This is a genomic window from Polaribacter filamentus, from assembly GCF_002943715.1.
Lineage (GTDB): Bacteria > Bacteroidota > Bacteroidia > Flavobacteriales > Flavobacteriaceae > Polaribacter > Polaribacter filamentus.
The window spans coordinates 17,288-39,971 of sequence record NZ_MQUA01000004.1 but is presented as its reverse complement, the minus strand read 5'-3'; the positions used below and the strand labels follow the sequence as shown (position 1 = coordinate 39,971).

Below are 22,684 nucleotides of genomic sequence, written 5' to 3'. Positions count from 1 at the left end.
AAACTTATTTTATTAAAGTTATAGGTCTATTAAAACTTAATACTAATCCATAAAAAGTGGTTGCCTTAACTTTTATTATATAATTCCCATTTTCAGCTAAACTATTCTTTATAGTCCCATTCCACCCGTTTAACTCGAGTCCCTTTTCAAAATAAATCAACCCTTCCCAAGTACTATAAATACTCATCTCTACATCAATCATACCAATATAAACAGGTCTAATTACATCATTTAACCCATCATCATTAGGTGTAAAAGCATTTGGTATTACAATATCATACCCTTTCCCAATATTTACTGTCATCGTATCTACATAAGAACATCCGTATGGATATTGAACGGTTAAAGTTACTTCATATGTCCCTTCAGCTACATATGTATGAATAGGGTCTTTATCTGTTGAGGTATTTCCGTCACCAAAAGACCAAAGGTAAGTCAGAATATCTCCTGTAGACGTGCTATTAAATGTAATTGGATCTTCTATAGATAGTATTCCGTAGTTAGTGTTCGCAAAGGAACTATAATTAAAACTAGGGTCTCCTAATATAAATAGGTTGATATCAAAAACCAACTGCTCTGTACATCCCAAACTATCGATCACTTCAACTATAACAGTGCCATTTTGTGTGGTCTCCATAATTTCACTATTAGCACCACTTACCATGCCATTAGACCAACTAACACTATAAGGTGCAACACCACCAGTAACTTCTAGTTCATTTCGTTGTGTTACCGTTTTATTTATACAATCAGGAATAATACTAGTGTTTAAACTTAAAACTAAGGATGTTTGACGCGTAACTACAACTGTTTTTTGTTCTTCACAACCACGACTATCTGTAACAGTCACCGTATAATTATTAGCTCCAATATTTTGTAAATCCTCGGTAGTAGATCCATTACTCCATAGAAATATAAATGGAGCTGTTCCTCCAACAACTTGTAGGTCTATACTACCACTATTTGGGTCTGTACAATCAATAGCATTAATAACAACAGCATCTAATACAATTTCATTAGGTTCAATAATAGAGAAGTTCTTTGCAATTGAACATCCTACTGCATCTTCAATAAAAACACTGTAAGAGCCTGCAGACAAATTGTTTCGGATAAGTCCTGCACTATTGCCATCACCCCAAGTAATATTTAAAGGAGCTATACCTCCAACTAAATTTAAGTCAATTGAGCCGTCTGTTGCTCCAAAACAAGAAATATGAGTTGTTATTGGGTCGATCTTAAATAGCGGTGCTTCAATTATCTCAAATTGTACCATTTTTTGACAGTTATTACTGTCTGTAACTGTAACGTCATAAATACCGGGAGCCAAGTCTCTTCTCAAAGGGCCGCTTCCTAAATCACTCCAGACATACGTATAAGGCGAAACGCCTCCAGTTACAGCGATGCTTATTGTTCCATCATTGGATCCGAAACAAGTAATGTCAGTTTTACTTTCGTTTAATACTATATTATCAGGCTCGTTCAAAATTACATTAAACGTATCGCTACATCCTAAGGCGTCGATTACTGTAAGCTGATAATCTCCGGCTGGAACCCCTACTAAATCTTGTGTATTGTATGTTGCTCCGCTAGCTTCCATCCAAGAATATTGATAAGGACTCGTACCTCCTGTAACAGAAATTTGAGCACTACCAGTTGAATCGCCATAACAAAGAATATCTGTTTTACTTTCAAAAGCAATTTCTAATAAATCAGGTTGCGTAATGGTAAAGGTTTTCGTTCTATAACACTGTGCATTGCCATCTTCTTGAACAATTAATACATATTCTCCAGGGGAAAGCCCCGCGAGATTTTTAGTTGTTGCGTAAGGAGTGCTGTTTTTAGTCCAATTATATGTAAAATCCCCAGTTCCTCCCGTAATTGTAATTTCAATTTTGCCATCACTGTTTTCAAAACATTGTACATCCTGAAGCAGGGTGGTGTTGATTATTATTTCATCAGGCTCCGTAATGGTATACGTTTCTGGAGAAGTACTACATCCATTTGCATCGGTTACTGTTATGGTATATTCTCCAGGTGCTAATGCACTAATATCTTGGGTGGTTGCATTAAAACCATTTGGACTTGTCCATGCATAGGTGTAGCCTGCTGCTCCACCACTTACAGTAATATCAATACTTCCGTCAGAAGCTCCATTACAACTAATACCAAATCCGTTAAAATCTGAAATGATCTCACTAGAAATTTCTAACAAACTTAAAGGCTCTGTAATTATAATGTTATTGATAGACTTACTAATTCCATTTGCATCGGTTACCGTTACAGTATAAGTGTCTGCAAACAATACATCAAATACATAGTTAAGCGCCGTTTGAGCATTTACTTGTTCTACAACAACTCCCAAACTGTTGGTAATCTTGTAATCATAAGGAGCAACGGATCCTTGGTCTACAACAACTTCTATAACACCTTTGTTTTCTCCAAAACACAAAACATCAACATGAGAAGCTGTTTCCTCCGAAATTACGAGTTCATTAGGCTCCGTAATTGTCCAACTATCCGCAATTGTACAGCCATTTGTATCGGTAATTTGCACTGTATACGTTCCCGCATTAAGATTGCTAAGGTTTTGTTGCGTTTCTTGTCCAGAAGGGATGGATCCATCTAAGCTTGTCCAAGAGTAGTTATACGGTGTCGTTCCTCCATTTACAGTAATATCAATACTTCCATCACTTAAACCGTTTCCTGACACTCCAAATCCATTGTAATTTGAAAGAACACCTCCTAAAACAAGTGCAGTAGGCTCCGTAATAGTATACGTTTCTGGAGAAGTACTACATCCATTTGCATCGGTTACTGTTATGGTATACGCTCCAGGTGCTAATGCACTAATGTTTTGCGTTGTTTCATTAAAACCACTTGGACCTTCCCACACATATGTGCACGGAGTCGTACCTCCACTTACAGTGATGTCAATACTCCCATCAGCAGCACCATTACAGGAAATATTAAACCCATTGTTTAGCGATAGATCTACTGTATCTATGCTTAAAATAGCTGCAGGTTGTGTAATTATAATATTATTGATAGACTTACTAATTCCATTTGCATCGGTTACCGTTACAGTATACGTGTCTGCTCGTAACTCATCAAACACATAGCTAACTGCGTTTTGGTCAGTCACTCGTTCTACCTCAACTCCCAAACTATTGGTAATAGCATAATCATAAGGTGCAACGGATCCTTGGTCTACAACAACTTCTATAACACCTGTGTTTTCTCCAAAACACAAAACATCAACATGAGAAGCTGTTTCCTCCGAAATTAGTAGTTCTTGTGGTTCTGTAATTTCCCAAGTTTTGGTAATTGTACAGTCATTTGCATCTTTAATTAGAACCGTATACGTTCCCGCATTAAGACCTGTAAGGTCTTCTTGAGTTTCTTGTCCAGAAGGGATTATTCCATCTGAGCTTGTCCAAGAGTAGGTGTACTCAGTCGTTCCTCCAGTTACAGTAATGTCAATACGTCCATCACTTAAACCGTTTCCTGACACTCCAAATCCATTGTAATTTGAAAGAACACCTCCTAAAACAAGTGCAGTAGGCTCCGTAATAGTATACGTTTCTGGAGAAGTACTACATCCATTTGCATCGGTTACTGTTATCCTATACGCTCCAGGTGCTAATGCACTAATATCTTGGCTTGTTGCACTAAAACCATTTGGACCTGTCCATGCATAGGTGTACCCTGGTGCTCCACCACTTACAGTGATATTAATACTTCCGTCAGCAGCTCCATTACAACTAATACCAAATCCATTAAAATCTGAAATGATCTCACTAGAAATTTCTAACAAACTTAAAGGCTGTGCAATTATAATGTTATTGATAGACTTACTAATTCCATTTGCATCGGTTACCGTTACAGTATACGTGTCTGCTAGTAACTCATCAAACACATAGCTAACTGCGTTTTGGTCAGTCACTCGTTCTACCTCAACCCCTGAACTATCGGTAATTGTATACTCATAAGGGGCAACAGATCCTTGGTCTACAACAACTTTTATAACACCTGTGTTTTCTCCAAAACACAAAACATCTACATGAGAAGCTATTTCCTCCGAAATTAGTAGTTCTTGTGGTTCTGTAATTTCCCAAGTTTTAGTAATTGTACAGTCATTTGCATCTTTAATTAGAACCGTATACGTTCCCGCATTAAGACCTGTAAGGTCTTCTTGAGTTTCTTGCCCAACAGGTATTGTTCCGTTTAGACTTGTCCAAGAGTATGTGTATAGAGTCGTTCCTCCCGCTACAGTAATGTCAATACGTCCATCACTTAAACCGTTTCCTGACACTCCAAATCCATTATAATTTGAAAGAACACCTCCTAAAACAAGTGCAGTAGGTTCTGTAATCGTATAGGTTTCTGGAGAAGTACTACATCCATTTGCATCGGTTACTGTTATGCTATACGCTCCAGGTGCAAATGCACTAATATCTTGGGTGGTTGCATTAAAACCATTTGGACTTGTCCATGCATAGGTGTAGCCTGCTGCTCCACCACTTACAGTAATATCAATACTTCCGTCAGAAGCTCCATTACAACTAATACCAAATCCGTTAAAATCTGAAATGATCTCACTAGAAATTTCTAACAAACTTAAAGGCTGTGCAATTATAATGTTATTGATAGACTTACTAATTCCATTTGCATCGGTTACCGTTGCAGTATACGTGTCTGCTAGTAACTCATCAAACACATAGCTAACTGCGTTTTGGTCAGTCACTCGTTCTACCTCAACTCCCAAACTATTGGTAATAGCATAATCATAAGGTGCAACAGATCCTTGGTCTACAACAACTTCTATAACACCTGTGTTTTCTCCAAAACACAAAACATCAACATGAGAAGCTGTTTCCTCCGAAATTAGTAGTTCTTGTGGTTCTGTAATTTCCCAAGTTTTGGTAATTGTACAGTCATTTGCATCTTTAATTAGAACCGTATACGTTCCCGCATTAAGACCTGTAAGGTCTTCTTGAGTTTCTTGTCCAGAAGGGATTATTCCATCTGAGCTTGTCCAAGAGTAGGTGTACTCAGTCGTTCCTCCAGTTACAGTAATGTCAATACTTCCATCACTTAAACCGTTTCCTGACACTCCAAATCCATTGTAATTTGAAAGAACACCTCCTAAAACAAGTACATCGGGTTCTGTAATCGTATAGGTTTCTGGAGAAGTAATACATCCATTTGCATCGGTTACCGTTATGGTATAATCTCCAGGAGATAATGCACTAATATCTTGGCTTGTTGCACTAAAACCATTTGGACCTTCCCACACATATGTGTACGGAGTCGTACCTCCACTTACAGTGATGTCAATACTCCCATCAGCAGCTCCATTACAGGAAATATTAAACCCATTGTTTAGTGATAGATCTACTGTATCTATGCTTAAAATAGCTGCAGGCTGTGCAATTATAATGTTATTGATAGACTTACTAATTTCATTTGCATCGGTTACCGTTACAGTATACGTGTCCGCTAGTAACTCATCAAACACATAGCTAACTGCGTTTTGGTCAGTCACTCGTTCTACCTCAACTCCCAAACTATTGGTAATAGCATAATCATAAGGTGCAACAGATCCTTGGTCTACAACAACTTTTATAACACCTGTGTTTTCTCCAAAACACAAAACATCTACATGAGAAGCTATTTCCTCCAAAATTAGTAGTTCTTGAGGTTCCGTAATTATCCAAGTATCGGTAATTGTACAGCCATTTGTATCGGTAATTTGTACCGTATACGTTCCCGCATTAAGATTGCTAAGGTTTTGTTGCGTTTCTTGACCAACAGGGATGGATCCATCAAGACTTGCCCAAGAGTAACTATATGGAATAGCGCCTCCAGTTACAGTAATGTCAATAATTCCATCACTCAAACCGTTTCCTGTGACTCCAAATCCATTATAATCTGAAAGGTCTCCTGCTAAACCAAGTACATCGGGTTCTGTAATCGTATAGGTTTCTGGAGAAGTAATACATCCATTTGCATCGGTTACCGTTATGGTATAATCTCCAGGAGATAATGCACTAATGTTTTGCGTTGTTTCATTAAAACCACTTGGACCTTCCCACACATATGTGTACGGAGTCGTACCTCCACTTACAGTGATGTCAATACTCCCATCAGCAGCTCCATTACAGGAAATATTAAACCCATTGTTTAGTGATAGATCTACTGTATCTATGCTTAAAATAGCTGCAGGCTGTGCAATTATAATGTTATTGATAGACTTACTAATTTCATTTGCATCGGTTACCGTTACAGTATACGTGTCCGCTAGTAACTCATCAAACACATAGCTAACTGCGTTTTGGTCAGTCACTCGTTCTACCTCAACTCCCAAACTATTGGTAATAGCATAATCATAAGGTGCAACAGATCCTTGGTCTACAACAACTTTTATAACACCTGTGTTTTCTCCAAAACACAAAACATCTACATGAGAAGCTATTTCCTCCAAAATTAGTAGTTCTTGAGGTTCCGTAATTATCCAAGTATCGGTAATTGTACAGCCATTTGTATCGGTAATTTGTACCGTATACGTTCCCGCATTAAGATTGCTAAGGTTTTGTTGCGTTTCTTGACCAACAGGGATGGATCCATCAAGACTTGCCCAAGAGTAACTATATGGAATAGCGCCTCCAGTTACAGTAATGTCAATAATTCCATCACTCAAACCGTTTCCTGTGACTCCAAATCCATTATAATCTGAAAGGTCTCCTGCTAAACCAAGTACATCGGGTTCTGTAATCGTATAGGTTTCTGGAGAAGTAATACATCCATTTGCATCGGTTACCGTTATGGTATAATCTCCAGGAGATAATGCACTAATATCTTGGCTTGTTGCACTAAAACCATTTGGACCTTCCCACACATATGTGTACGGAGTCGTACCTCCACTTACAGTGATGTCAATACTCCCATCAGCAGCTCCATTACAACTAATACCAAATCCATTAAAATCTGAAATGATCTCACTAGAAATTTCTAACAAACTTAAAGGCTGTGCAATTATAATGTTATTGATAGACTTACTAATTCCATTTGCATCGGTTACCGTTACAGTATACGTGTCTGCTAGTAAATCATCAAACACATAGCTAACTGCGTTTTGGTCAGTCACTCGTTCTACCTCAACCCCTGAACTATCGGTAATCGCATAATCATAAGGACCAACGGATTGTTGTGTTACAACAACTTTTATAACACCTGTGTTTTCTCCAAAACACAAAACATCTACATGAGAAGCTGGATTCTCGTTAATCAGTAGTTCAAAAGGTTCTGTAATTTCCCAAGTTTTAGTAATTGTACAGCCATTTTTATCGGTAATTAGTAAGGTATACGTTCCCGCGTTAAGATTGCTGAGGTTTTGTTGCGTTTCTTGACCAACAGGGATTGTTCCGTTTAGACTTGTCCAAGAGTATGTGTATGGAGTCGTTCCTCCAGTTACAGTAATATCAATAATTCCATCACTCAAACCGTTTCCTGATACTCCATATCCAGAGTAATCAAAAGGATCTCCTAATACACCAAGTACATCGGGTTCTTCAATGGTATAGGTCTCTTCAACAGTACATCCATTATCATCGATTACCGTTATGCTATACTCTCCAGGTGCTAATGCACTAATATCTTGGGTGGTTGCGTTAAAACCATTTGGACTTGTCCACAAATAAGTATACGGAATCGTTCCTCCTGTTACAATAATATCAATACTTCCGTCTTCAGTTCCATTACAACTAATATCTTGCTCTAAGGCTGTGAAATTAATCGCTAAAGGCTGTGTAAGTTCCTGAGTAATTTGTGCTGGGTTAGAAATACAATTATTTTGATCCGTTACACTGATTGTATATGTACCTTCATCTAAAGAACCGAATGTCCATGTTCCACCTCCATTATCTTGCGCTATAACAGCACTGGGTCCTGTAAGTGTAAAAATATAGTTTGGCGCTCCTGGGGTAGTGCTTAAAGTTCCTCCTGTAACTCCTACTGTAATGGATCCATTTCCTGAATTGAAGCAAGATAAGTTCTCAAAAGAAACCAGTGATAAACTTATTTCAGCAGGTTCTGTGATCGTTTGTTCGATATCTGTTGTAGCAGTACAGTCATTTTGATCGGTAATGGTAATGTTATAAGTCCCTGCCGATAAGTTTCCAATCGTGTAATTAGTACCACTAGCTAAAGTAGGAGTAACAAGTACCCCATCAACTTTAAAAATATAAGCAGCGGTCCCGCCGGTTACTGAGACAATAATATTCCCGTCAGTACCTGTATTACAAGAAACGTCTTGTTTAGAAACAAAATCTGTAATTAGTTCGTCTGGCTGAGTAATTGCTGCTTGTGCAGTATCAATACAACCAACAGCATCAGTAATGGTGAAATTATACGTTCCTACACTTAATTCTGAAAAATCAAAACTGCCGCCATCAGCAATTCCTGTAATTTGAGTCGCTGTGCCATCAAGTTTAATAGTATATGGTGCGGTTCCTCCTGTAATTGTACCTGTTACGTTTCCATCAGTAGCTCCAAAGCAAGAAAGCAACTCACCAGCAGGAGTACTTATTAACTCTAAAGGGGTATTAATAGTTTCTTGCACTGTGGTTGTACAATCCTTAGCATCAGTGATGGTGAAATTATAAGTTCCTGCACTTAATCCTGAAAAATCAAAAGCGCCTCCATCAATAATTCCTGTAAACTGAACTCCGGTTTCCATAAGAGTAATATTATATGGTGCGGTTCCTCCTGATATACTTCCTGTAATATTCCCATCAGAATCCCCAAAACACGTAAGCGTCTCTCCTGAAGCAGCAACTGCTAAAGAACTTGGTTCTTTGATCGTTTGTGTGATGACTGTTGAAGCAGTACAGTTATTTTGATCGGTAATGGTAATGTTATAAGTCCCTGCCGATAAGTTTCCAATCGTGTAATTATCACCGCTAGCTAAAGTAGGCGTAACAAGTACCCCATCAACTTTAAAAATATAAGGAGCGGTTCCGCCAGTTACTGAGACCATACTATTTCCGTCAGTACCTGCATTACAAGAAACATCTTGTTTAGAAACAAAACCTGTAATTAGTTCGTCTGGCTGCGTGATTAATGCCTGTGCAGTAATAGAACAATTAACAGCATCAGTAATTGTGAAATCATACGTTCCAGCACTTAATCCTGAAAAATTAAAACTGTCGCCATCAGCAATTACTGTAATTTGAGTCGCTGTGCCATCAAGTGTTATACTATAAGGAGCAGTTCCTCCTGTTATTGTACCTGTTATGTTTCCATCAGTATCTCCAAAGCAAGAAAGCAGCTCACCAGTAGGAGTGCTTATTAGTTCTAAAGGTGTATTAATCGTAAATGTTTTAGATTTTGCACAATTATAATTGCTAACATCTAGACCATAGGTAGTTGTAAGAGGCGGATTTGCTAATTTATCATAATAATATATTTGATAAGTACCAGCAGCAAGGTTATTAATAGTATAACTTGTTCCATCTCCAATATTTGTAAAGTTTTCTATCGGTTGTGGTGCCTGTCCATCTGATACTATATTTATTGCATAATTAGGGCCCCATCCACCTGTTAGGCTTATATTTATTCCTCCATTACTATCTCCAAAACAAAGTACATCAGTAGTTGTATTGATTGTTAATTCAGTTATTGGAGGGGCAGAGACTGTGATTTCTTCTGTTCCCGAACACCCAAAATCATCCGTCCAAGCAAAAGTGTAATTTCCGACAGGAATATTATCTATAGACAGGTAATAAGGTGTATCTGTAGGGGTAAATATTCCAGCACGTTCAGTGCTTCCCGCAAGAGTCCATGTATAAGGGGGAAATCCGTTACGAAACCGCAAAATAATTACTCCCGAATTAAGATCTTCTGGACAGACTAATCCTGAGAATATTTCTGTAACAATTAAGTCAACAGACTCAGAAATATCATAAACTCCTTCTACCTCATCGTTTGCATCAGTTACAATAACTCTATACCTTCCTGGTGCTTGATCGTTTATGAACCAATCATCATCAATTAGCGGGTCCCAATTATTTGGAGGAGGCTCTTGATTCTCTTTAAACCATTTATACCCATAATTTCCGTCACCTCCACCTACTGTTACAGTAATACTGCCAGTGCATGAATTTACGACAACACTAGATATTGTAATTTGAGCACTCCCCTTAAAACTTGTTAAAAATCCAAAGACAAAAAATAATATATAAATGAAATGCTTTGATGGTGTTCTAATTATTTTTTTCACAATAAATTCTGTTAATTAATTTTACGCACGAACCCTATAAACTGTTTTTTTGAAAATTTATTTCAAAATTATTTCCTAATTTTCTAATTGCACTAATACCTAATTAATTAGAGGAATTAGAAGCTCCGGGGTTTACAACACAAATAACATCATTAATAGTGTAGGGGACAATTTTTATTTTAGCTGTTACGCAAATAATAGCACTATTCTTTGCTCCACTAGCATCTATAAAACTTGCATCTTTATTTATAATTTCTCTAATCTTTACTAATCTTACGCGAAAATAAGCAATTTTTTCCCTTTTAGAAAAACTAAATATACAAATAGAAGTGAATAATTTTATATAAAATGTTATATAATTTAAATAAATGTTATATAATTTTAATAATAAATGTTCTGAAAAGAAGTTTTATGACTAAGCGCCAGCAATATTAGTTATTAAAGGAATATCATTTGTTAAATTAGAGCCAGAGCCATCACTAACAATACCATTTATCCACCTAACTCTAAGCTTACCTCCTTGAAAAGTATATCATATTCCGTAGCCATTTTTTTCATCATTTTTAAAAGCACCTTCCCATCGATCTCCTCCTTTGTAATAAAAAACTCCTTTTCCTTCAATTTTATCATCTACAAAATAACCTTTATAGATTGTACTATCGTAGTTAATTTCTCCGTTACCATTTAACAGGTTATTCCTGAAATTACCGGTATATGTATATTTGTGTTTTTTACTGTATTTAACCCCTTTACCAACTAAAATAATACGATACTGTTATTTTTATTGTATAGCCGCTTTAACTGACCAGACAGTTTGTTGTTTATTGTTTCGAATACTCCTTGCCCATGAATTGTATCATTAATTACCATTCCTACAAACTTGTCGCCATCTTTATAAAAGTAGGTAAACTCTCCGTAACGTTTTCCAAATTACTTTCATACCTATTTCCATTGTTATCTATCCAAATGCCATCCCTATTTTCACAATCTACAGAACACCCTGATTCTTGGCGGTACACTATTTGAATAAGAAATAACAAAATAATTATAAGTACTTTTTTCATTAAACTGCAATTTTTATAAATAATAAAATCTACTGATAAATAATTAGATTTTATTTCAACACTTCGACTATCTAGAGTACTTTGGATAAATATGTTTATTGAGTTTGAAAAAGAAGGTCAAAAAGAAGAACTTTATTCAAACCTTTTAATATCAATTTCTGAATCTAATTTTTTATCATTTTCTAAATTGTTAAAAAGTTGTTTGGCTACCGTTGGTGCAATCATAACTCCTCGTGTTCCTAAACCATTCAAAATAGCCAGCCTATTGTATGCCGGATGCATACCTACTAATGGCCTTCTATCTCTAACCGTTGGCCTTATTCCTGCAGTTTGTTCTATAATTTTATACGGAACATTAAGTACTTTTTTCAATTTTTCAACCAATTCGCTTTTTCCTTCTTCGGATGGATTTGAAGTTTTATCACTCCAATTAAAGGTTGCACCTACTTTATATAAATGATCTCCTAAAGGAAGCACAAATAAGGTTGATTTTATTAAAAAGTCGATTTCTAACTGCGGAGCGTGAATTATAATCAATTCCCCTTTCACCTCATTTAAAGGCAAATAATTAAAAAATAGATTTTTAGTCATTCCGAATCCTTCACAGAAAACAATTCTATCTGTATTAATATCTTTGTATTCTAAATGGTCTTTTCTGAACTTTATTTGCTGATGTTCAAACTTTTCAAATTGAATTTTCTTTTCTGTTTTTAAATATTCTCTGTATACCTCTACAAGATGCTTTGTATCAATTCTACCGGCTTCTTTTACATTTCCGAAACCAAAATCAGCAATAACCCCTTTTCTTTTTTGATTGTCTATTTTAGGATCTAAATAGGCCGATAACAAGGGCTTATCCGTAGCTTCAAACCAATTATTTTGATCTTCAATCGATTTAAAGACTTTTTTGATTAGAAACTTTTCATCAAACTTTATAGTAAACTTTTCTTCTAATTTCTGATAAAAAGGAAGCGCCACTTCTAATTGTTCTTTAGCGTTCCAAACTGGTGTAAATCGTTTTAAGATAACAGGATTATAAACTCCACCAGCAACTAAAGAAGATGTTTGGGAATCGTCTTCAAAAACTATAAAAGTTTTGTTTGCGGCTAGTAATTCTTCTGCAAAAGCTAAACCTGCTAAACCTAAACCAACAATAATATAATCTACTTTCATGTTGCAAAAATACTTAAGTTTTCATTAAAACTATCAGTTTTCTGTGAACTTCAAATAATTTTAGCCCTGTTTGAACCTTTCCTTTAGCCCAAGGTGAGCTATAGGTTTGCCTTCTTTTTCTTCTTCTGATTTTTTGCAGAAAGCGAAAAGTCAAAACAGGAAATGTCTTCAAATAAAAAAAACGCTTACTTTCGTAAACGTTTTTATGATAATTTTTGAATGCGAATTAATAACTCCACATATCAATTTCTCTATTTCTAATGTCTTCTTTAATCTTATCTGCCTCTAAAAGCTGGAATAAAGAATTGCCACGAACATACTCTTCGATGGCTCTATTGCCATAAATATTTTCTTCTCTCACAATTACCGAGCTAAACCTTCGAGCATTTAATAAGTGATCGTACGAAATTGGATAGGATGCATTGTCTGGATTAAACACTTTTGAATCATGCAGGGTTTCTCTTGCTGTTGGAAAGAAAATCCAAAATAACTCAAACAACTTTTCATCTTCAATACCTTCTGCACCAATTGTTTGTACATCTTTTCCCATTGGCGCTATTGCCAATAATCTGTATTTCATCTCTCCTTGACGCTTGTCAAAATACCACATCCCTTTTAACATATATCCTCCAATATCTTGTGATTGAACTCTATACGTATCTTCATATCCATTTTGCGTACGTACATTTACCAAACGAGATTTAATTTCTTCTTGTGTCATTTTTGATGTAAAAAAAGAATCTGAATATGCTTCTTTAATTTCACCTTGTTTAATTCCTCTTAACAACGTATCAAATAATGACCTTCTTGAAGAGGAAATATTTGTAGTATCTATTGGAAAATAATACGGTAAATTTATTTTTTGATTTAAATCTACAAACTCCCAAACCACTTTAGACCACATTATATCTCTATCATCTACATATCCGTAAGGAATTGGCCCATCATTATCTGCGGCTAATTGTTGCAAGCTTTCTTTACCAATTTGGTCAACTGATTTTGCATTTAGTAAATTAACTTGCGCATTTACGAGACCAGATGTTAAAAAAGTAAAAAATAATATTAAAAAGTTTCTATTCATAATCTAATTTTTAATGCTAATTAGTTAACTCTATACTTACCGGTAAAACTTGTTTAAGGTTATAACCATTTGCAGTTGCTCTAATATCATAGATATTAATAATATCGCCTCTTTGTGCTTTGTCTAAAACTTTTTTAGCTGCTGCACTCAAAGTCGTTCCTTCAACAATAATCGTTAACTCTCCAGGCACTTTAATTTTAAAGCCTTGTACAGTAATATTTAAATCGAACTCAAAATCTGGCAAACCTGCAGAAATTGGTGAATTCGCTAAACCAGATTTTGGCATTCTAACGATTCCATATTGATCTCGAACAGAACCCATTGCTGCTGGTATATCTTTAATTCTAAAAGTTGCTTTAGAATTTACAGTTTTACCACTACTTAATGTTGCACTAACAATAATAGTTGCAATACCTCCTTCACCTGGTTTGATACTGTATTTACCGTTATTACCAGATAAATTACCGCCTGTTGCTAAAACCTTTAAGTTATTATCACTTACGCCAGGCAAAGACACCGATATAGGATTATCTAAACCTCTATAAACTACATTCATTTTATCGGCAGAAACTACAGCATCGCCGGGTTCTGGAATTACAGAATAAGAACTCTCAAAAGGAACCTCAACCGGTTTACTATCTTGCGTAAAGGTTATTTTTCCCTTAATGTCATGATTACCAATAGTACCTGCAGGCATATCTATAATTACTTGACCAGATTCTATATTCTTATAATTTTGACCATTCAAGATTACATTATCAGGAACCATTGTTGCATCATAACGTCCTAAAACTATTTTACCAGTAACTTTCTCACCCGCAAAATATGCGTTTTTATCAAGCGCTACAATCCCTTTATAGTTGTTTAATGACAACGATTCTTCTAATTTTCCACCTAACAAAGAATTTAAAATTTCGCTTTCTGAGTTCTTAATATCAGCTTGCATTTGTGATAAGTTTGTTATGGAGGCTATTAAAGGAAAACCTTCATATCTATATTTTAACCATGCAACAGTTTTACCATCTGAATCCGTTTCTTCGTTTGTATTAAATCTATTATTTATTAAAGACTCAAACTTATTTCCCGCACCTAACTCCGCATTTACATTCTCTCTATACCCATTGATCTTGTCTAAAAACTCTTGTCCTTTTTTTGTATACGTATCTCCCTTAAAAAAATGAGTATCTAAAAAGTCAGTTTTATCCATAGATTCGTAATCTTTTTTATCTTCTACGTCCGCAGTCATTTTTAACTTTAAATCATCTAAATAACTATAAAATTCAGAAGAATATTTTTTAATTTGTAATGCTTGTTTATTTAACTTATCAAATTTTGCAGCTTGCTCTGCCGCTTTAGTTGCTAAATTTTCATAAGCTCGATTATTTTTTTCTGTAGTTGAAACATTATTAGTTTCTAACTTTTCATTCATAAAACCAAAAGCACTTAAAACTTCTTTACTCATATTCATTGCTAACATAGCAATAAATACAAGATACATTAAGTTAATCATCTTTTGTCTTGCAGACATTTTTCCTCCAGCCATATTTTCTAATTAGTTTTTAGGTTATTCAAATTATTTAACTAATTATTTACTTGACATTGCAGAAAGCATATTCCCGTAAACTCCGTTTAAAGAAGATAAGTTTTTTGCTAAAGATTCCATTTGTTCTTTTAATCTTTCTGTATTTTCTACAACAGCCGTATTTAACGCTTCTTGTTTACTTGAGTTTTCTACTTGAACTTTATACAACCCGTTTAAAGATTCCATATGCACAGCTGCTAAGGAAACTTGCTCATTGTATTTATTTGTTGATGAAATAGATTCTGATGCGGCAGACAATCCCTCTGCAGCTCCTTGAAAATTTTTCATACTAGTTCCTAAACTTTCCATTAAAGTAGAATCTATTTTAGCCTCTTGTAATAAAGCATCTAACTTTTGAGATAATAAACCATCTGTACCTAATTTAGCTTCTGATGAAAATCCTTCTTGACTTAACTCTGGATATACTTTTGTCCAATCAAATTCGTCTTCTGGAGTATCAAATGCTGAAATTGCAAAAATAAATGCTTCTACTAATAACCCAATTGTTAACATTAATCCTCCCGTAAGTGGCCCAATTGTAATATGCTGAATTTTAAATAAAGCGCCAACAATTACTACTGCTGCTCCCATCCCATATAAGAAATTCATTGTTTTTTTGTATGATCTTGACTGTGCCATTTTCTTTTAAATTATTTTGTTTTTTTATTATTTCTTGTTTGTTGTACCAATGTAATTTTGAACGGTTCTAAAACCAATGTAACTTCTTGCTGTATCTGCATATTCATAATCTCTAGAAGCAACTTCTAAATAATATGCTACATCTTTCCAAGAACCTCCTCTAATAATTTTTCTTTTGTTTTTTCTATCCTCTACGTTAGGATTCATGGTAGAAGCCATGTAGTACGAAGATAAATTATACGCTGTATTTGTCCATTCAGAAACGTTCCCAGCCATATTATAAAGTCCATAATCATTCGCATTAAATGATTTTGCTTCCATTGTATACAAAGCGCCATCTACTGCATAATTTCCTCTTACAGGTTTAAAGTTTGCTAAGAAGCAACCCCTGTCACTTGTAGTACTTCCTGTTCCCCAAGGATAGGTTGCAAAATCTAAACCACCTCTTGCTGCATATTCCCATTCTGCCTCTATAGGCAATCTAAAATCTGGAACCTGAGTTACATTTTTCTTTCCTAATAAATAAATATTCTTCTTTTTTGTTCTCCAATTACAAAATGCATTCGCTTGTCCCCAAGTAACACCAACAACAGGATAATCTCCGTAAGATTGATGATAAAAATAATCTTGATGCATCGGGTCATTATAAGAATAATTAAAATCTTTAACCCAAACTGTAGTATCTGGATATACGTTCAAAACTTCTGTTTGTACAAAATCTTTTCTATTACCACCTTTTCTTGCAGCGTTATCTATATCAAACCAAGAATATTTATATTTTAAATACTTTGTATTAAAAGTTCTAAGACCATCTATAGAATTGTCTTTACTAATAAATAAAGTATCCATTACTTCTACATAGTCCACATCTGGAAAATCTTCTGTTTTCCAAATAATTTCTTCACTCCAGTCTAATGCTTGGATCGTATCAAAACTGTAATAGTTATCATACATATATTTTTGATATGGTGTAGCATTTGCAACTGTATCTTTAAATTTATAATTCTGAATTCCGCCAGAAGGTATATTTCCATTTGCATCTGGAGTAGCTCCTAAACCAGCAAACTCTGCTTGATAAGCTAATTTTGTTCTTACGATAGAATCTCTAACCCAAAAGACAAATTCTTTATATTCGTTGTTTGTGATTTCGGTTTCATCCATAAAATAAGGACTCACAGTAACTGTTTTTGTGGGCGTATTTATAGTACCTACAATATCTTCATCTTGTTTTCCCATTGTAAAAGAACCACCTGGAATTAACACCATTCCGTAAGGTTTTTCTGCGAACCATTTTTTCTTAGATTTTACACCTACTAATTCTCCTCTATCATTAGAACCACAACTGTAAAAAACGGCTATTAAAAGTGCAAATATTGCTGCTTTCTTCATATTTTATTTTTGTCTTTACTAAAAGTTCGTAAACCTATTATTTTTTTTGCTAAAAAACAATCTTGAAGTTGTTTTTAACGTACTATTTTTTACTATTTATTTTATTAAAGCATTTTCCTCATTGCATTGTACCATCTATCTGGTATAATCTGCTTTGTTGCTTCTTGGTAATCTTTGTATGTACACGGTATTAACGCATGTCTTTTGTATTTATTATCTGATAAAATATTTATCTCAATCCACCATCGTCCTGTTTTATTACTTTTATAAAACACCAAAGGATCATCATCCTCTAAAATAACGGTAAATTTCTGATAGTTTTCTTTTCCCGAAAACGGATAATCTTTTACTCTAGAATTCACACCTTCAATAAAATACCAAATCATTTGTGCAATTAAATTTGCTGTTTGATGATTGTTATCATATTGTGAATTGTACTCATAAATACCGAACGACGAAACTTTATCACTAATACCGGCATATCTAGAAATAGCACAAATTTCTTCGCCATAAAACCCATTGGGAGAAGCATTATTATTAGCAGGAGCTTCACTTTGCCTTACTGCGCCAATATCTATAGAAACAATATCTGCATTTCTAAAAGCGGGCTCAATGTTTTCTAATTCTTTTGCTTTTCCTAACCTGTAAGTATCAAAAAATAAATTATCTAGCAATTGTATTTCTTCTTGAGAATTAAAATACGTTTGATATCCAACATTGCTATAATTAAACAAGTTGCTAGGTTCTTGCATAATTATTTTACTCAAATACGATTGTGATGTTAACTCAGCATCTAAATCACCCAAATCAAACCTGCTATCTACAGCGGTAATATTTACCGTCTGCTCCAAAGAATCATACGCTCTATAATTTACGTAGGTAATATCTTGACCTCCACCAATTATAATCGGAATGATATTTTTTTTTAATAAGTCTGATATAATTTCTGAAACCGCATAGTACGTATCCGTAACAGAATTTCCTTTTAGCACATTTCCTAAATCGGCAATTTCTGTTTGCCAATTTCCTGGAAATAATTGATATAATTTTTTTCTAATAAAATGCAAATTTTTTCCGCAACCATAATTACCTTCAGAATTTCTATCTTCTTGAACTCCAAAAATTGCGATTTGCACGTTTTCTAAATCAGGGAAACCTCCCTCCTCAGAATAAACTCTAATTGTATTCCCCATGCACAGAGACGGTTGCAAGGCTAAATGCGCTAAAACAGCTTCTTCTACATGTGTTAAAAAATCTTGATTCATCAATTTTTATTGCGAGTGGAAAGATACCAAAATCTTTATTTCTTTTTAGCTGTTTTTTTTGCTATCTTTTTAACTGCCGTTTTCTTTTTTACAACTTTTTTCTTTGGGGTTTTGGCTTCAATCATGGCAATTGCCTCATCCTTAGAAAGTTTCTCAATTTCTGTTGTTTTTGGCAACTCAATTTTTATTTTTCCTTTTAGAACGGTATATCTTCCCCATCTTGCTTTTTCTACACGAATGCCTTCATCTTGCCAGTTATGGATAACTTTATCTATTTCTTTCTGTTTTTTAGCTCCAATTAATTCAATAATATCATCATTCGAAAGATTATCAAAATCGTACTTTTTACTTACATTGATAAAAATATTATTCCATTTTAAAAAAGGTCCAAAACGTCCAACCCCTTTTTGTACAGGTAATTCTTCGTAATGATAAATTGGCGCATCTGCTTCTTGTTTTGCAACAATTAACTCTTGCGCTCTTGGTAAATCAACTTCCATCGGGTTTTCTCCTTTATCCAAAGAAACAAACATGGTTCCGAATCGAATATAAGGTCCAAAACGTCCATTAGAAACAATTACTTCTTCGCCTTCATAAAACCCTAAAGTTTTTGGCAATAAGAACAATTCTAAGGCTTCCTCCATGGTAATGGTTCCTAAATTCTGATCTTTATTTAAACTTGCAAAAACTTTTTCTTCATCTTCTGGAGCACCAATTTGTGCAATCGGTCCAAATTTACCCAAACGAACTAACACTATTTTTCCAGATTCTGGATGTTTTCCTAAAATACGCTCACCACTCTCTCTCTCTGCATTTTCTTTAACGTGCTCTACATTATCATGGAATTTTTTGTAGAAACCTTTAATCATTTCTGTCCAATTTTCTGTTCCTTCAGAAATATCATCAAAAGAACTTTCTACTTTGGCTGTAAAACCAAAATCTAAAACATTCGAAAAATTAGCAACTAAGAAATCGTTTACAATATTCCCAATATCTGTAGGTACTAACTTATTTTTATCTGAACCTGTTTTCTCTGATAAAGTCTGATTTCTTACATCACCATTTGACAATATCATCTGTTGATACTCCCTTTCCACCCCTTCATTTACACCTTTTTCTACATAACCTCTTCGCTGAACGGTAGAAATTGTTGGCGCATATGTTGATGGACGACCAATACCCAATTCCTCTAATTGCTTAACCAAAGATGCTTCTGTAAACCTGTATGGCGGACTTGTAAAACGCTGCGTTGCATTTATAAAAGTATATTCTAAATTTTGATTTACTTTTAAATTTGGCAACATTCCTGCTTGCTCTTCATCTTCATTATCTGTACCTTCTAAATATACTTTTAGAAAACCATCAAATTTTATCATTTCGCCGTTCGCTGTAAATATTTTTGTGTTTCCAGAATTCTCAATCTTCACATTGGTTCTCTCCAATTCTGCATCACTCATTTGCGAAGCCAAGGTTCTTTTCCAAATTAAATCATACAATCTATTTTGGTCATATTCTGTATCAACCGTGTGCATTTTCATGTTTGTTGGTCTAATCGCTTCATGGGCTTCTTGTGCACCCTTTACTTTCGATTTAAAAACACGTTGCTTGCTATATTCTTTTCCGTAATAATTTGTAATTTCTTCTGCAGCTTCATCTCTTGCATCCACCGATAAATTTACACTATCGGTTCTCATATAGGTAATTAAACCTGCTTCATACAACCGTTGTGCAACTTGCATTGTTTTTCCTACTGGAAAACCTAATTTTCTGGATGCCTCTTGTTGTAATGTTGATGTTGTAAAGGGTGCTGCTGGTGATTTCTTTGCTGGTTTTTTTGTTAATTCAGCAATTGAAAAATCAGCATTTGTGCACGAGTTCAAGAAACTTTCTGCTCCTTTTTTAGTTTCGAAATTTTTAGGAATTCCGGCTTTAAAAGTCGCTCCTTCGTTATTAGAAAACTCTGCAACTACTTTATAATGTGTTTCTGCGTTAAAATCTTGAATGCTTCTTTCTCTTTCTACAATTAACCGAACAGCAACAGATTGCACTCTTCCTGCGGATAAACCTCCTTTAACTTTACGCCATAAAACGGGAGATAACTCATACCCAACAATTCGATCTAAAACTCTTCTCGCTTGTTGTGCGTTTACCATATTATAGTCGATATCTCTAGGATTCTCAACTGCTTTTAAAATGGCTTTCTTTGTGATTTCGTGAAAAACGATACGCTTTGTGTTCGCTTCTTTTAAATTTAATTGTTCTTTTAAATGCCAAGCAATCGCCTCTCCTTCTCTATCCTCATCACTCGCTAACCATACTGTATCTGCCTTTTTAGCTAATGCTTTTAGTTTTTTACCAATGCTTTTTTATCATCAGAAACTATATATGTTGGACTAAAGTCTCCATCAACATCAATACCTAATTCTTTGGATGGTAAGTCTGCAATATGACCAAAACTTGATTCAACTTGAAAATCTTTTCCAAGAAATTTTTCGATGGTTTTTGCTTTTGCTGGTGACTCTACTATTACTAAATTCTTTGCCATATATCTTTCTTTTGTCGAAAAAACACACTATAAACTGTATGCTTTAAGAATGCAAAAGTATGTAGTTTTTTTTAAAAAAAATTATTTCCTCAATTTTCGATAAATAATTAACAGAAATACAACAATATATTTTCTGCCAATCTGTCATAAAAAATAATTTTTGGTTGTATCTTTGTTTTTTTTAAATGAAAAATTGATTCATGCAACACGTAGAAAAAATCATAGACGAAAAATTACAAGGTAAAGCACTTGTAACCGAAAATAAAGCACAAAATGGCAAGAAATTATTCATTGAAAGCTATGGCTGTCAAATGAATATGAATGATAGTGAGATCGTTGCATCAATTCTAGCAGAACAAGGTTATAACACCACACAATTCTTAGAAGAAGCAGATTTAGTGCTGGTAAATACGTGCTCAATTCGTGAAAAAGCAGAAACAACGGTTAGAAAGCGTTTGCAAAAATACAATGCCGTAAAAAAAATCAACAAAAATATGAAAGTTGGTGTTTTGGGATGTATGGCAGAACGCTTAAAAGAAAAGTTTTTAGAGGAAGAAAAAATTGTTGATTTGGTTGTAGGACCAGACGCTTACAGGGATTTACCTAACTTATTAGCAGAAATTGAAGAAGGCAGAGACGCAGTAAATGTAATTTTATCAAAAGAAGAAACCTATGGTGATGTTTCTCCTGTTCGATTAAATTCAAACGGAGTAACCGCATTTGTTTCAATTACGAGGGGTTGTGATAATATGTGTACTTTTTGTGTGGTTCCTTTTACTCGCGGACGCGAAAGAAGCAGAGATCCGAAGAGTATTTTAGAGGAAATACAATCTATGGTTGATAAAAACTTTAAAGAAATTACACTTCTAGGTCAGAATGTAGATAGTTTTTTATGGTTTGGTGGTGGTTTAAAAAAAGATTTAAACAAAGCATCAGAAATGGCGCAAGCAACAGCTGTTAACTTTGCTCAATTGTTAGATATGTGTGCTACTAGATTTCCAAAAACGCGTTTTCGTTTTGCAACTTCTAATCCGCAAGACATGAGTTTAGACGTGATTCACACGATGGCAAAACATAGAAATATTTGTAAATATTTGCATTTACCGGTTCAAAGTGGAAGCAACAAAATGCTGAAAGCGATGAACAGACAGCATACGCGAGAAGAATACAAAACGTTGGTTGATAATATTTTTAAAATCATTCCAGAAATGTCTTTATCACAAGACATGATTGTTGGTTTTTGTGGCGAGACCGAAGAAGATCATCAAGATACTTTAGAGTTGATGGAGTATGTAAAATATGACTTCGGATTTATGTTTGCCTATTCTGAAAGACCCGGAACTTTAGCTGCTAAGAAGATGGTAGATGATGTGCCGCATAAAGTTAAAAAACGAAGATTACAAGAAATTATAGATTTACAGCAAGAACACGCTTTGTATAGAACTCAGCAACATTTAGGTAAGGTTGAAGAATTTTTAATTGAAGGAACTTCTAAGAAGAATCCGAATGAATGGAAAGGTAGAAATACGCAAAACACCGTAGCTGTTTTTCCAAAAGACGATTATAAATTAGGTGATTTTGTACTATTAAAAGTAGAAGATTGTACCTCCGCAACCTTAAAAGGAACTGTGGTTGGGTATTCTGATAATAATTAAAGCCCATCCTTA

9 protein-coding genes and 1 pseudogene are annotated in these 22,684 nt (G+C 34.6%); 1 reads left to right on the top strand and 9 read right to left on the bottom strand.

Annotated features, from left to right (window positions below; all coding sequences use genetic code 11):
* Positions 1 to 4: 4 nt before the first annotated feature.
* The 9 genes and pseudogenes from BST83_RS00305 to topA form a co-directional block, all read right to left on the bottom strand.
* Positions 5 to 10,279 carry a PKD domain-containing protein gene (locus BST83_RS00305; RefSeq protein ID WP_104808073.1) on the bottom strand — a complete coding sequence of 3,425 codons (10,275 nt, stop codon included), beginning with the start codon at positions 10,277 to 10,279 and terminating at the stop codon, positions 5 to 7.
* 532 nt (positions 10,280 to 10,811) lie between these two features.
* The gene (locus BST83_RS21240; protein WP_367889117.1) at positions 10,812 to 10,931 is read right to left on the bottom strand and encodes a hypothetical protein; all 120 of its coding nucleotides are present in this window, start codon (positions 10,929 to 10,931) and stop codon (positions 10,812 to 10,814) included.
* A gap of 544 nt (positions 10,932 to 11,475) precedes the next feature.
* The gene (locus tag BST83_RS00290; RefSeq protein ID WP_104808071.1) at positions 11,476 to 12,516 is read right to left on the bottom strand and encodes an NAD(P)/FAD-dependent oxidoreductase; all 1,041 of its coding nucleotides are present in this window, start codon (positions 12,514 to 12,516) and stop codon (positions 11,476 to 11,478) included.
* Between the two features lie 226 nt (positions 12,517 to 12,742).
* Complete coding sequence (gene porN / locus BST83_RS00285) at positions 12,743 to 13,597, bottom strand: type IX secretion system ring subunit PorN/GldN (RefSeq protein WP_104808070.1); 855 nt, start codon at positions 13,595 to 13,597, stop codon at positions 12,743 to 12,745.
* Between the two features lie 16 nt (positions 13,598 to 13,613).
* Positions 13,614 to 15,140: a type IX secretion system motor protein PorM/GldM gene (porM, locus tag BST83_RS00280; RefSeq protein ID WP_104808069.1), complete on the bottom strand. Its 1,527-nt coding sequence runs from the start codon at positions 15,138 to 15,140 to the stop codon at positions 13,614 to 13,616.
* 42 nt (positions 15,141 to 15,182) lie between these two features.
* Positions 15,183 to 15,818: a type IX secretion system motor protein PorL/GldL gene (gene porL / locus BST83_RS00275; protein WP_104808068.1), complete on the bottom strand. Its 636-nt coding sequence runs from the start codon at positions 15,816 to 15,818 to the stop codon at positions 15,183 to 15,185.
* Between the two features lie 27 nt (positions 15,819 to 15,845).
* Positions 15,846 to 17,207: a T9SS ring complex lipoprotein PorK/GldK gene (gene porK, locus BST83_RS00270; RefSeq protein ID WP_104808067.1), complete on the bottom strand. Its 1,362-nt coding sequence runs from the start codon at positions 17,205 to 17,207 to the stop codon at positions 15,846 to 15,848.
* 104 nt (positions 17,208 to 17,311) lie between these two features.
* Positions 17,312 to 18,472 carry a formimidoylglutamase gene (locus tag BST83_RS00265; protein WP_104808066.1) on the bottom strand — a complete coding sequence of 387 codons (1,161 nt, stop codon included), beginning with the start codon at positions 18,470 to 18,472 and terminating at the stop codon, positions 17,312 to 17,314.
* A gap of 35 nt (positions 18,473 to 18,507) precedes the next feature.
* Positions 18,508 to 21,017: pseudogene (gene topA, locus BST83_RS00260) on the bottom strand (type I DNA topoisomerase).
* Positions 21,018 to 21,217: 200 nt separating this feature from the next.
* Here topA and miaB point away from each other — a divergent pair.
* On the top strand, positions 21,218 to 22,672 hold the full coding sequence (gene miaB / locus BST83_RS00255) for a tRNA (N6-isopentenyl adenosine(37)-C2)-methylthiotransferase MiaB (protein ID WP_104808065.1): 1,455 nt from the start codon (positions 21,218 to 21,220) through the stop codon (positions 22,670 to 22,672).
* Positions 22,673 to 22,684 lie beyond the last annotated feature (12 nt).